Below are 12,555 nucleotides of genomic sequence, written 5' to 3'. Positions count from 1 at the left end.
AATACCATGTCTTCGCGCCAGGAAGGCCCGGCGCCATGCCGGGCCAGCCCCATTGTTTATCAGTGTTCAGCGAGCCAGGTGCTGTAGAAGGACGGGCGTCCCACGGCCTCGAATGCAATTCCCTTCACGTAAGGCGCGCCGGCAAAGACCTGCGGCTCCTCGAAGAAGGGGATGACATAGGCCTGATCGAGCAGATATTCCTGTGCCGCCTTGGCCGCCGCCAGTCGCTTGTCGCGATCCGTTTCGGAGGCGACGGCTTCCAGGATGCCGTTCAGCTTGTCATCCGAGAAGGTCGCCTTGGGATTGAGGCCGCCCTTTTGCAGGAGAGCATCGCGATTCTTGGGGTAGAACTGGCTCTTGATGACGTCGGGATCGGCACGACCGACTTCGGCGACGACCAGCGGAGTCTTCGCCGGATCGACATTGTCGGTCACCAGATTTCCCGAGGTGCCGGCAAGAACCTGCAGCTTGACGCCGAGCTTGGCCCATTGCTGCGCGACGAGCTGCAGCACGGCCTTGTTCTGGGGCTGAGGCAAGGATTCGTAGACGGCAAGCGAAAGCGGCTTGCCATCCTTCTCACGAACGCCGCTCGCGCCCTTCTTCCAGCCTGCCTCGTCCAGAAGCTTTTCAGCAAGAGCCGGATCGTAGGTCAGCTTCGACGACAGATCCGTGTAGCCGGCCGCAGCCGACGAAATGACCGATTTCGCCTGCGGATAATTTGCCGAAAATAGCGTGTCTACGATTTCCTTGTTGTTGGTCGCGTGAAGGAGCGCCTGACGAACCTTCAGATCGGCAACGAGCGGATTGTCCGGCCGGAAGGCGACGCTGTCGTTCACGCCGCGGGTCGGCGCCGCATAGATTGCGAAACTTTGATCGGACACCTGCTTCTCGTCATAGGCCTGCAGCTGACGGATGAAATCTGCCTGGCCGGAAAGCAACGCGCCGATGCGCACGCTATCCTCGCCGGTGATGATGTATTTGATGCCATCCAGATAGGCCCGGCCCTGATGCGCCAGCTTGCTCGGACCCCAGTTGTAGTCTGTCCGCGCCTTCAGCGAGAGCTGCTTGCCGAGCGTCTCGCTCTCGACGACAAAGGGACCGGACCCGATGATCTTGGTCGCATCGCCGAGCTGGTCGAAGGACAGCGCCAGCGTCTTCAACGAGACCAGGCCGGACCCGATGACGGACGTTCCCTGCAGAAAACCCGGAGATGATTTCTTGAAGTAGAACTTGACCGTATAGGGATCGACGACTTCGCTGTGATCGTAGTTGTTGATGACCTCGGAAACCGGCTGCTTCAGCTCCTTGTTGCCAAGGCCGAACGTATCATAATTCTTGGCGACGGCATTGGCATCGAGCGGAGTACCGTCGGAAAAGGTCACGCCTTTACGGATCTTGAACGTATATTCCGTCGCCGCATCGTTGACCGTCCACGATTCGGCAATCCACGGCTCGATATCGAGCGTCTTCGGGTTCTGATAGGTCAGCTTGTCGGTGATCTGGTTGAGAATGCCGCCGTTCGGATAGAAACCACCGGCCGGCGGGTAGAGGTTCGTATGCGCCTGCTGCTCGAGATAAATCAGCGTGCCGCCTTTGACTGGCTGGTCATCGGCGAATGCCACCGGCGCCGCCAGTAGCCACACGGTCAGTAAACTTGCCGCCTTGAATTTGGCTTTGATGCCCATTGTGTAAGCCTCTGTAGGATAATGCGCATCAACCTACGGCAAACCCCTATCTATCTATAGAATTAATATTCTAATTTGGGCCTAAGTCAGGAAACGAACGCGTTGCCGTTTCAAACTGGCGATCGTTGGCAATGACCGATTGGCAAGTGGATTGCCCAGCTCCTCCACACATGTTTTACCGGCGCCGATTCTTTACGGAAGTCGTGCATACCAGTCGGTTGCATGTGCGCGAAGATCGAATTGCTCACACCGCCTTCAGTCTGCTTTCGACAAGACGGGCAAACAATGTCGCGCCGACGGTGAGAATGTCATCGTCTACGATGAAACCGGGATTGTGAGCGGGAACATTGCCGGCATGCCCGAGCGTGAAGAATGCGCCCGGCGCATGGAGTAGCATATCGGCAAAGTCCTCGCTTCCCATCGTGCGCTTGGGCACTGTCGAAACCCGATCCTTGCCAAGAACCTCGCGGCCAATAGCAGCGACGATATCGACCTGATCCGGATGGTTGGTCAGAACCGAGAAAATGTCGCGTATATCGACATTGGTTTCGATATCATGAGCGGCAGCAATATTGCGTGAGATCGTCGTCAGGCGCTCGCGGATCAAACGCCTGATGTCATCGGAGAACGCTCGTATCGTGCCGCCGACACTCGCGGTTTCCGGTATGACATTATAGACCGACCCTGCGAATATCTTGGTCACGGACAGCACGGCTGGTTCCGTCGGCGGGACATTGCGGCTGACGATGGTCTGCAGCGCCTGCACTAGTTCGGCGATTGCCGGAACAGGATCGCGTGCGACATCCGGATGGGCGCCATGCGCGCCCTTGCCTTTGAAGGTCACATCGAAAAAATCAGCGCCCGCCAACACTGCTCCGGCCGAGACGTGCAGATGATTTGGCAGCAATTGCGTTGCGTTGTGCAGCCCATAGATTTCGTCCACCGGAAACCGCTCGAAGAGGCCGTCGGCGATCATCGCCCGCGCCCCACCAAGACCCTCCTCGGCCGGCTGGAAGATGAAGGTTACAGTCCCCGCGAAATCCCTCGTTTCGGCAAGATAGCGTGCAGCACCAAGCAAGATCGTCGTGTGGGCATCATGGCCGCAACCGTGAAACCGGCCGGGATGGATCGAGGCATAGGCAAGACCGGTTTCCTCCGGCATCGGCAAGGCATCCATATCGGCGCGCAGGCCCACCGACCTGTTGCCGGGATGGCGTCCCTTAAGAAGGCCGACAACACCCGTCTTGCCGATACCGCGGTGAACTTCGATCCCCCAGGACGACAGCTTTTCGGCAACGATCGCCGAGGTGCGCACTTCCTCGAAGCCGATTTCGGGATGGGCATGGAGATCGTGTCGGATCGCGACAAGCTCCGGATGATAACCTTCGATCCGATCGATGATATTCGAAACAGGCTGTCCTGTGATCGATGCAACGGGTTTATTCATGGCGCGGATACCCTTGGATGGAGAAAGACAAGCGAGGGTTCACCTCACGCCGGGCACTGGTGATCGACACGCCCATGCACCTCGTTTCCTCGCTTAAGAAGGTTGAGGATTGGGCAAAGCTTCTCCACTGTGGCCTGCAGCCTTGCTATTTCTTCCGCACTTGCAGACGACACCAGCGTTACGACGTAATTGATGTCGTGGGGATAGACGGGAATATCGTCATGGCCCTCGGCACCTCCGCGCGGATCGATCGAGGCGGAGACTTCCGCGTGCAACGATTCCAACGGCACGCCCTGGTCTGATGCGTGAATGAGGTATGTATGCGTCAGGCAGCTGGAGAGTGCGCCGAGCAAAAGTTCGGGAGACGATGGCCCCAAATTGTAGCCGGCAAAATCCGGCGGGCTGTCGGAAATGACCTGAAAGTCCCTAATTCTGATGCGGCGCACCCCGCTGCGGCCTTCGGCACTCGCACTCGCGTTCAACGTAACCGCGCCAAGCTCCCCGGATTTTACCCGCTTACGCCGATTGAGCAGGGCTTCCCGCTTCTGCCCGAGATATTCGTTCAAATTTGTCACTGCCGATTTCCTTCACGTCGACGGCTGGCGCCTCAGGCGTCAGTTCAGAGCCACAATGATGATGGCACCACTTATAGCCGGACGCCATCATAATAGTCCATGAAAATTATAGACTATTATGATGGCGTCCACGGGCCTTGCATGTTGGACGAGATAGGCTTCCGCCGAAAATCGGCGGCGCGCTCCCGGTTCATTCAGGACAACCTTCGCGACTCCGGGGCGCCTTTGCTCTTTAAGAGTCCGCTCTCATATTAGAATTGTTTTTCACTGTGGCACGACTATTTGGCATCATCGAGAATGGTCTTCCGCATCACTCATGCATATAATCTATTAAATTAATAGACTAAGCGAACCTGGAATGCCCCGATCGTTCGTCCGGAAGAATCAATTCAACAGGTGGTGATAATGACCAGACAAGGTGATTGAATATGCCGGCATTCCGGTGGGCATCGTCGTTCCGGACAAGGGCGCACTGAAGTTCATCGCGGTCAAGTTTCATGTCTATGATCTCGACGGCCAATATTTTGCTGCCGCCTCGGACGTGCTGCGAGCAATCCAAAAGTTGGCGTCCACAACGCCTGGCAACCTCAACCGTGCCGCGTAAGGGAGGCGTATCATGAGTAGGCTGCGTCGATTCTTTCGCCTCTCGGCGCAACGAGACGAGATAGAGACAAGGCTGCTCGCTCAGGAATATCGGGCGCTCATTCTCGATGATCTTGTCGATGACGGTACCAGGCACGAGCTGCAATCGAAATGCGTCGAACTATCTCATGAGATCGGTTCGCATCGACACCGGCGTTACCGTTGACAAGAAAAACATGCCCAATACACATTCATGAGCAGCCATGGATACTTTTCCTCCTATCGACATAGTCGCTGCGCAACCGGCCCAACGTCGGTTTGCGAACGCGTTGCTGATGTGATCGCTAAAATGACGATCTTCCAGATGCGACAATCGTCGACCAGCTCAGCAATCAAAAGGGATCAAGCGAGCCATTAAGGGCTTCATAAGGCGGTAGCGGTACCTACCGGCGTATCTTCATTGGCAGCGAAAGCACAAGATCAACAGCAATTGAAATGCAGCAATCGATGGGGAGCATGGCAGATGCCTTATAGAATTTATATCAAGAACACTTTCTCCATAGCTCTTAGGCTCGGAGCAGCAATCGCTCTGAGCGCCGCCATGGCGATGGTATTTCACGATGCGACGGCAGCAGGCGAGAAGGTGCTGTTATCCTATGAGGCGACACCTTCCTCCGGCTTCAACCTGCCAGGGCTCGCTCGTGCAAGCTACGACGATCGTGCGGCATTCTCGGCGCAAGTGCTAAAGCAGATCGTACCGCAAATCATATCGGCAAACGGCATCGATCCGGCGACCTTGGAGACGGAGGTCACGCCCGGCGGTTATCTGCTGAAAACCAATGCGTCGCTTCAAACGGAGGGAGAGCTCGACGATATCACCGCCGATCGGCTGGCCAGCTCGCTTGGCTATGTCTTTCGTCAATACAGCGTGCTTGTCTCTCGCCTCGACGATACGTCGGGCAAGACCGGCTTTGTCATTGTCCAGTTTCCCGAAAACACGCTCAACGCCGCCGTCGCACAGAAATTCTTCGAGGCAGCCGACGCGACGAAGAAAGGACTTGGTGGCGGCTACACCGCATTCGGAGATGAGCAGATATATCTCAACGTCACGAATTCCGAAGGCAAGCCCTATAGCGGCCTCGATGACGACGCGTTCCTGGATGGCCTGAAACAGACGGCTGCGTCGTTTCACGCTCCAAAGCCCGAAATCGCCGCATCGGGCATGGCGATCGCCCGCTTCATCGGCAATGATTGGGACAAATCCGGGGGCGGCGAAGACTATATAGGCCAGCTCGGCGGCCCCCATTCCGTCTTGGTGGAAAAACTCGAGACGATTGGCAAGGACTACGCAACCCTTGTCGCGACAACAGCCGAGAAAAATGGCTGGAACCACGATTGATAAGACACCTGGCGTCGACGCTGCATCGCAATGCCGGTCTTTGCAACCATAGCAATTCAACCGGGGCCAGACGCCGCGACAGGACCACGATTTGACCTATCCCATGCGTTAACCTATCTCCAGACCGGGAGCCCCACACATGGCCGTTACTGCCCAACCCCTCATCCTTGATCACGCCGTCGTCGGCGTTCTTGACCGGCTGGACGAGGCCGCTGCAATTTACCGCAAACTCGGCTTCGCGCTGACGCAACGCGGCTATCATACGCTGGGCTCCATCAATCATCTTGCCGTGTTCGGCGAGAACTATCTGGAGCTGCTCGGATTTCCGCCTGACAGTGACGGGAAACGCGCCGATCTCTGGTCTTATCCGATCGGTTTGAACGGGCTTGCTTTTCGAACCACCGACGCCGCCAGCCTGCAACGCGAATTGGGCGACGCCGGCAAACCCGTCACCGAATGGCGTGATTTCTCACGTCCCGTCGACGTGGGAGGCATAGAGAAGTCCGCCAGTTTCCGCACCTTCCAGCTCGGCAAGGAGGCGATTTCCAACGGCCGCTTCTTCTTTTGCCAGCACAATACGCCGGACCTCGTGTGGCAGCCGAAGGATCAGAGCCACCCCAACGGTGCGCTCGATATCGTCGACGTCTTCATCGTCAGCCGCGCTCCCCAAACGCTAACCGAGCTGCTTGGCGGATTTGTCAATACCGCTGCGCCTGACATCAATAGAGACGGCATTGCAATTCACACCGGCATTGTCACACTTCATATCCTATCCGAGGCTGCGGCCGCCTCCCGGTTCGGCTCGGCCATTCCGACAGGCTTCGACGGCAACGAAAGAAAAGTAGCGCTAGGGCTGAAGGTACGATCGCTTGAAGCAACCGCAGACGTGCTGGTGCAAGGAGGCTTTTCGCCTCGCGCCTTCGAAAGCGGCCTGCTCATTGATGCCGATGCCGCAAATGGAGTCGCGCTGTGGTTCAAGGAATGAGGTGGAACGGCCGAAGCTCACACGCGATGATATGGCGTGAACGCTCGGATGACTGCGAGTGAGAGCACGAGATCCGGCATTGCGATTGCGTCGCGCTCGGAAGTAGAAACAAGGAATTCCACATGGCCAATCAGCCCGTTACCACCCGCATCGTGCTTGCCTCGCGTCCCGCTGGAAAACCGGGTGCGGCGAACTTCCGGCTTGAACGGAAAACCTTGCGGGATCTCGACGAAGGCGAGGTTCTTCTGCAAATCCTTTATCTTTCCCTCGACCCCTATATGCGGGGCCGCATGGACGACGCGAAATCCTATGCCGCGCCGGTCGAAATTGGCGGCGTGATGGAAGGAGGAACCGTCGCGCGCGTGGTCAAATCACGCAATACGGAATTCACGCCGGGGGACATCGTCCTCTCCCATTCCGGCTGGCAGAGTCATGCGATCTCAAACGGCGCGGGATTGCGCAAGCTCGACCCGAGTGCGGCGCCGATATCGACGGCACTCGGCATTCTGGGAATGCCGGGCTTCACCGCCTATGCGGGATTGCGTAATATCGCACGACCCAAGGCGGGAGAGACATTGGTCGTTGCCGCCGCAAGCGGCGCGGTCGGCTCTGCCGTCGGCCAGATCGGCAAGATCTTTGGTGCAAGGGTGGTCGGCATCGCAGGCGGCCCGGACAAGTGTAGCTATATCCGCGACGAGCTCGGTTTCGATGCCGCGATCGATCACCGTGCGGACGATTTTCAAGCCCGGCTTGCGTCGGCTTGTCCGAACGGCATCGACATATACTTCGAAAATGTCGGCGGACACGTCTGGAACGCCGTATTTCCATTGCTGAACGATTTCGCGCGCGTTCCGGTCTGCGGCCTTATCGCGCATTATAACGAAGACCCGTCCACTTCGCGCGGAACAGACCAGGTGCCTGTGGTGATGCGCGCCATCCTGAGAAAGAGCCTGACCATTCGGGGTTTCATACAACGCGAATTCGCCGATCAGCGCCCCGATTTCTATCGTGAAGCCGCAAAATGGATTTCCGAAGGGCGCCTCAAATATAAGGAAGACATCGTGGATGGGCTCGAAAACGCTCCGGAAGCCTTCCTCGGGCTGCTGGAAGGGCGGAATTTCGGTAAGCTGATCGTGCGTGTCGCACAGGGCTGATCGCGGCAGGCAGCCGTCAAGTCGGCGGGTATCGGTCCTTCACCGCAATCTATCCGCAATGGCCTCGGCGACCTTTTTCGCCTGGACGCGAATATCCGGCACGGCAGTAATTTCCCAGAATTGGCCAGCGGTCAGCGCACCAACGGCATAAATAACCGCATCATTGCCGATCGAACCAGGAACGCGCGACTGGGCATCGACCGTCAAGCCAAGACGAAGCGGATCCGCTTCGATCAGGCCCTTGCGCTGCATTTCCTGCAGCAATGGGGAATGGGCGATGCCTGCCCGCTCCATGCCGGTGCAATTCACGATCCAATCCGCCTCAGCTGATGCGATAAAGCGCTCGCCGCGAGGCCGGTAATGCACGGTCAAAGCGTTGGTTTTCTCAACATTCTGCAGGTAGCCGGCTCGGACCGAAACCTGGCCGTTTTGCAGCATCCTCTCAAACCTCCGAAACACATCCGGAGCAACACGATGACGATGAATGTTCCACCACGGCAAGGCATGGCGTAAAAAGCGGCGGCGCTCAGCCTCCGGCAATCTCGACCAGAGAGCTTGCGTCTTCGGGCGTAAGCCATCCATGACCCTGCGCCAGTCTCCCGCATCTTTGCTTTCGCGACGGAGAATATGCAGGAGTTCACTCATCCGCGTGGGCAGGGCTTCGACGTCGATGTCGACCGCCGGCTTCGGATGGCTGACATGATCGTGCGGAACGAGGCCGCGCCGTGACAGCACGACTATCTTTCCTTTAAAGCCATGGGCAGACAGTGCCAGAGCCTGATCGATCATCGTCAATCCCGAACCCAGGATGCAGGCCGTATCGGTCTTACCAACGCGCCTCAGCCATGACAGCCGCCATGGATTTTCGATGATGTGGGAGCGCGCGTCCGCGGATAGTCGGGAAACATCAAACGGCAGTTGTGCATTGCCGACGCCGAGACAGAGCACGATGCTTCGGCCGGCAATCTCATTGCCATTGTCCAATAAAAAGCCGAGCGCGGAGCCGTAGCGTTCGATACATCCTGTCGCCTTCGCCTTGATGAAGTCGACCCTGCAGCGGCCCTTCCTGTTGCGCAACAGAGCGGCTAGGCTATCTCGAATGTACAGACCATAATCCTGCCTGGAGGCGAAATCTCCCGCATCCAGTGGCCGCCTGCGTTCCCGCAGCCATTCAACAAAGGCATTCGGGCGGTCCGGAAAAAGGCTCATGCGGCCCGCCGGCACATTCAGACGATGCAGATAGAGCTCCGTTCGATAGGCGGTCCCGCGACCAAATCCGGGATCGTCGCCGACAATAGCGATCGATGCCGTTTCGGGTAGCAACTCCACCAGATTGCAGACGGTAGAAATGGCGGAAAAACCAGAACCCACGACAATGGCATCATAGATCATCGCAAGCCTTCTCCGCTTTCGAACGAGGCGAGGGAATTACCGATATCTCCCTTTCAGCTGATCTAGGGCAGATGGATTGCCGAGCCAACATGCGATGGCGGCGTTGTCGGGAAATATTGGCGCCGCCCCTACGCGCTCCGGCTCATGACCTCAGTCCGGCTTGCCACGCTTTCCAACGCGTGGATCGCTTTAAGCTCGCCTGCAACGAGCTTTTGGAGCCTCCACAGATTGAGATCCCGAATCCCCCAAGCCTCGAGATGCTTCACCGTCAAATAGAGATATTCCGCACACGACCCTCTGGCGCCGCAAGCCCGCGCCAAGATGCCCGCGACAGCCTCCAATGGCAGCTTGGAAGTGACGTAGCTTCCCTTCGGATCCGCCCAGAAGACCAATGCCCGCACCGGACCTTGATCGGTCTGTACCCGCACCCATCGAATAGTGGCCGCGTCTTCAAGGGTTCCGATTTCCCGGCGAAGGATGCGCCCGATCTGGCCAAGGCGATCGCCGTCATCCAATCTGAAGGCGACGGCCTTGCAGTACCCGCCTCGCTTTAATGCCAGCATCAGGCCTGGTTGCGTCTGCGACCCCCGCCACCGTGTCATCCGGAGACAGAACGAGCGATGCCACCCCTTGATGGCTCCCACCCGCGCTTCCACGGCATCGAAATCAGGCTTCCAGATTAAGGAGCCGTAGGCGAAAATCCAGAGCGCATCCCCTTGCGACTCCCGATAGAGCCGCTCCGCCAGCGCATTCAGTTCGGTCTCGGTGATCGGTATGCGCAGCGGGTCCGGTCCCGGATCGATCTCGTTTCGCAAGCTTAGAGCGACTAATTCATCCGTCAGATCCATCTCGGAATGACCGATTGCGGCTTTGACGCTGCCGTGAACCATCTCTCATCTACCTCCGTATACGTCTGACCTAACGCTCGCCTTTCCAAGGCCTGCCTCCTGAGAAAGATGTGCTGCTCAAACCGTCGAGGAGGCAGCGAAGGCACGTTCAAGATCAGCGATAAGGTCCTCGATATCCTCGAGCCCGATCTGAAGACGGATGAGCGGTCCTTCCACCGGCACTTTCGCGATACGCCGATCGCTGAGATCGACGTGCAGGGCGAGGCTTTGATATCCACCCCAGGAGTAGCCAAGGCCGAACAACGAGAGCCCATCGAGAAATTTCTGTGCCTTCAGCTTGAAATCCTTTGTTTGACCGACTGCCAATACGAAGGAAAACACCCCGCCTGCCCCCTTGAAGTCACGTTGCCAGAGATCGTGGCCCGGAAAGCTTTCCAGAACCGGGTTAAGGACGCGGACGACATCGCTCCGTCCCTCCAGCCATTTCGCGACAGCGAGGCTGCTCGCTTGATGGCGTTCCAACCGAACGCCCATGGTGCGCAGTCCACGAAGAACCTGATAGGCGTCATCAGGCGTGCCGCAAAAGCCAAGCGCTCCGTTGGCGCGTTTCAGTGCCCGCCAATGCTTGGCATTGGCCGAAATCGTGCCCATCAGTACATCGGCATGACCGGCCGGATATTTGGTCGATGCCTGGATCGATACGTCGACGCCCGCATCGAGGGGCCTGAAGAAAAGCGGCGTTGCCCAGGTATTGTCCATGGTGACGATGACATCATGCCGATGTGCGGCCTCGACGATGGCAGGGATATCCTGCATCTCGAAGGTATTCGATCCGGGCGCTTCGGTGTGAACCAGCTTCGTGTTGGCCTTGAACAGCATCTCGATGTCCCGGCCGATTGACGGATCGTAATACTCAACATCGATGCCGAATCGCGAAAGCATGGTGTCGCAAAACTGCCGGACATTGCCATAAACGGAATCGACGATCAGAGCATGGTCTCCAGGCGACAGATAGGCCAGCAGGGCGGTCGTAACGGCGGCTAAGCCGGACGGGACGAGAATAGTACCGGCCGCCCCCTCAAGTTCATTGATCGCATCGCAGAGCGCGTCCGTCGTCGGCGTGCCGCGCGTCGCATAGGTGTATTTCTGCCCGCTGCGATCCATCGTTTGCGCATCCGGAAACAGAACCGTCGATGCGTGAACCTTCGGTGGGTTGATGAAGCCATGATAGTCGAAGGGATCATGGCCCGCGCGCACCAGCACGGTATTCGGGCCTAGCGGATCGGCAGGGCGATTGTTCCTGGTCATTGTGCCTGTTCCCGTCTGCGATGGTTGTGAAGTTCCAGCAGTGGCGTGTTGCCGATCAGCTCCGAAAAGCTTTGGGATATTTTCGTCACGCGATACGTCTCCGATGTCTGGCGGAAAGGGCAAAGGCCGAGAGGGCATGACCATCGCACCCCGGAATTTTTAAGTGATGCGCAGCAACAGGAACAACGACATGAGGACCGCGAGGCTCACCAGGGCAAACCGGGTAATCGCCAGAGGTCCGAAATCCACTGAGCGACGGTGCTGCGTTGTGAGCGAGGCAAGGTAAAGGACAGTATCCATACGAGCTCCTGGTTCCGACGTCCGACCCGGCACCAACGAGCGGCATCGATGCGGCGAACGCTTATCCGATGCGGAGACAATATCTATAAATCTAGTAGATTAAAGGAATAGGTTTCGCTGTGCCGGCTTGAATCGGCAAAATGAATTTCTTCGTGCTTCGCCTCGGCCGCGATGATCACGTCGCGGAACCGCCGACGACGACGAATGGCCGCGTCTGCTATAGCGGATATAACTCTGCAATAACAACGATACCGATCAAATCAACAGAGATGCATCTATTCTATTGGAGGAAAGAATATTAAAATTATTTTTTGCATTGAACGTGAAAATTAGTTGGCATAACTCAACTTTCATCGAAGGTCAGAACACGGCCGATTTCGGGAGATGACGATGATGAACCCTGCAATGAACATGATGCCGATGATGAACCCCATGATGAGCAGCATGCCGATGATGGGCGGGATGCCAATGATGAATCCTATGATGAACCCGATGATGGGTTCCATGATGGGCGGCATGCCCATGATGAATCCGATGATGATGCCCATGATGCAGATGATGATGGGCAAGATGACGTGCAAGATGACGCCGAAGGGCATGGTCTGCGAGATGATGCCGATGGAAGGCATGGACAAGGACATGTTCATGGAGTGCTGCAAGCGCATGATGTCCATGATGTCGTCTGGCATGCCTGTCATGATGATGTGCGGCAACATGATGATGTGCTGCACCATGGAAGCCGCCTGATATCATCAGGCAGGTGCGCGCATACAAACGCGCACTAGAGCGTTTCATGTTTTGTTTGAAGCGTATCCTGCATTGACAAGATAATTGGTGCACTCGTCTGGACTGATTGTCTGGACGAGTGAGCCGAGATATC

Annotated in this window: 13 protein-coding genes; 6 read left to right on the top strand and 7 right to left on the bottom strand. The window is 57.2% G+C overall.

The window, feature by feature from the left end; all coding sequences use genetic code 11:
• Nucleotides 1-59: 59 nt before the first annotated feature.
• The 3 genes from PH562_RS25900 to PH562_RS25890 all read right to left on the bottom strand — a co-directional run bounded on the left by PH562_RS25900 (nt 60) and on the right by PH562_RS25890 (nt 3,707).
• On the bottom strand, nt 60-1,685 hold the full coding sequence (locus PH562_RS25900; RefSeq protein WP_285176589.1) for a TIGR04028 family ABC transporter substrate-binding protein: 1,626 nt from the start codon (nt 1,683-1,685) through the stop codon (nt 60-62).
• A 244-nt stretch (nt 1,686-1,929) separates the two neighbouring features.
• Nucleotides 1,930-3,132, bottom strand: coding sequence for a M20 aminoacylase family protein (locus PH562_RS25895; RefSeq protein ID WP_285176588.1), 1,203 nt, complete (start codon nt 3,130-3,132; stop codon nt 1,930-1,932).
• A 44-nt stretch (nt 3,133-3,176) separates the two neighbouring features.
• Nucleotides 3,177-3,707 (bottom strand): OsmC family protein, encoded by a 531-nt coding sequence (locus PH562_RS25890; RefSeq protein ID WP_285176587.1) that lies wholly within the window; start codon nt 3,705-3,707, stop codon nt 3,177-3,179.
• Between the two features lie 418 nt (nt 3,708-4,125).
• Between PH562_RS25890 and PH562_RS25885 the strand changes: the two genes are divergently transcribed.
• From PH562_RS25885 to PH562_RS25865, 5 genes are all read left to right on the top strand, one after another.
• A complete protein-coding gene (locus PH562_RS25885) occupies nt 4,126-4,311 on the top strand; it encodes a hypothetical protein (protein WP_285176586.1) in 186 nt (61 codons plus the stop codon).
• Nucleotides 4,312-4,323: 12 nt separating this feature from the next.
• Nucleotides 4,324-4,515, top strand: a complete 192-nt coding sequence (locus PH562_RS25880) for a hypothetical protein (RefSeq protein ID WP_285176585.1) — start codon at nt 4,324-4,326, stop codon at nt 4,513-4,515.
• A gap of 459 nt (nt 4,516-4,974) precedes the next feature.
• Entirely contained in the window at nt 4,975-5,688 is a 714-nt protein-coding gene (locus PH562_RS25875; protein ID WP_483315383.1) for a hypothetical protein, read from the top strand.
• 139 nt (nt 5,689-5,827) lie between these two features.
• Complete coding sequence (locus tag PH562_RS25870; RefSeq protein WP_285176583.1) at nt 5,828-6,673, top strand: VOC family protein; 846 nt, start codon at nt 5,828-5,830, stop codon at nt 6,671-6,673.
• A 122-nt stretch (nt 6,674-6,795) separates the two neighbouring features.
• A complete protein-coding gene (locus PH562_RS25865) occupies nt 6,796-7,827 on the top strand; it encodes an NADP-dependent oxidoreductase (RefSeq protein WP_285176582.1) in 1,032 nt (343 codons plus the stop codon).
• A 39-nt stretch (nt 7,828-7,866) separates the two neighbouring features.
• Here the strand turns inward: PH562_RS25865 and PH562_RS25860 are convergent, their stop codons facing one another.
• The 4 genes from PH562_RS25860 to PH562_RS25845 all read right to left on the bottom strand — a co-directional run bounded on the left by PH562_RS25860 (nt 7,867) and on the right by PH562_RS25845 (nt 11,675).
• Nucleotides 7,867-9,219: an FAD/NAD(P)-binding protein gene (locus PH562_RS25860; RefSeq protein WP_095438438.1), complete on the bottom strand. Its 1,353-nt coding sequence runs from the start codon at nt 9,217-9,219 to the stop codon at nt 7,867-7,869.
• Between the two features lie 128 nt (nt 9,220-9,347).
• Nucleotides 9,348-10,109, bottom strand: a complete 762-nt coding sequence (locus tag PH562_RS25855) for a gamma-glutamylcyclotransferase (RefSeq protein ID WP_285176581.1) — start codon at nt 10,107-10,109, stop codon at nt 9,348-9,350.
• Nucleotides 10,110-10,184: 75 nt separating this feature from the next.
• Nucleotides 10,185-11,375, bottom strand: coding sequence for a cystathionine beta-lyase (locus tag PH562_RS25850; protein ID WP_285176580.1), 1,191 nt, complete (start codon nt 11,373-11,375; stop codon nt 10,185-10,187).
• 159 nt (nt 11,376-11,534) lie between these two features.
• A complete protein-coding gene (locus PH562_RS25845; RefSeq protein ID WP_285176579.1) occupies nt 11,535-11,675 on the bottom strand; it encodes a hypothetical protein in 141 nt (46 codons plus the stop codon).
• Between the two features lie 390 nt (nt 11,676-12,065).
• On the opposite strand from PH562_RS25845, the gene PH562_RS25840 reads away from it, so the two are divergent.
• Complete coding sequence (locus tag PH562_RS25840; protein WP_285176578.1) at nt 12,066-12,422, top strand: hypothetical protein; 357 nt, start codon at nt 12,066-12,068, stop codon at nt 12,420-12,422.
• Nucleotides 12,423-12,555: the final 133 nt, after the last annotated feature.

Source organism: Rhizobium centroccidentale (assembly GCF_030182565.1).
GTDB lineage: Bacteria > Pseudomonadota > Alphaproteobacteria > Rhizobiales > Rhizobiaceae > Rhizobium.
The sequence above is the reverse complement of the archived record's forward strand: the minus strand, read 5'-3'. Positions and strand labels throughout refer to the sequence as shown.

Excerpts from the sequence above, each read along its gene's own strand:
- PH562_RS25895 (WP_285176588.1), bottom strand. The coding sequence starts at position 3,132 with ATGAATAAACCCGTTGCATCGATCACAGGACAGCCTGTTTCGAATATC.
- PH562_RS25850 (WP_285176580.1), bottom strand. The coding sequence starts at position 11,375 with ATGACCAGGAACAATCGCCCTGCCGATCCGCTAGGCCCGAATACCGTG.
- PH562_RS25900 (WP_285176589.1), bottom strand. The coding sequence starts at position 1,685 with ATGGGCATCAAAGCCAAATTCAAGGCGGCAAGTTTACTGACCGTGTGG.
- PH562_RS25845 (WP_285176579.1), bottom strand. The coding sequence starts at position 11,675 with ATGGATACTGTCCTTTACCTTGCCTCGCTCACAACGCAGCACCGTCGC.
- PH562_RS25855 (WP_285176581.1), bottom strand. The coding sequence starts at position 10,109 with ATGGTTCACGGCAGCGTCAAAGCCGCAATCGGTCATTCCGAGATGGAT.
- PH562_RS25865 (WP_285176582.1), top strand. The coding sequence starts at position 6,796 with ATGGCCAATCAGCCCGTTACCACCCGCATCGTGCTTGCCTCGCGTCCC.
- PH562_RS25840 (WP_285176578.1), top strand. The coding sequence starts at position 12,066 with ATGATGAACCCTGCAATGAACATGATGCCGATGATGAACCCCATGATG.
- PH562_RS25870 (WP_285176583.1), top strand. The coding sequence starts at position 5,828 with ATGGCCGTTACTGCCCAACCCCTCATCCTTGATCACGCCGTCGTCGGC.
- PH562_RS25880 (WP_285176585.1), top strand. The coding sequence starts at position 4,324 with ATGAGTAGGCTGCGTCGATTCTTTCGCCTCTCGGCGCAACGAGACGAG.
- PH562_RS25860 (WP_095438438.1), bottom strand. The coding sequence starts at position 9,219 with ATGATCTATGATGCCATTGTCGTGGGTTCTGGTTTTTCCGCCATTTCT.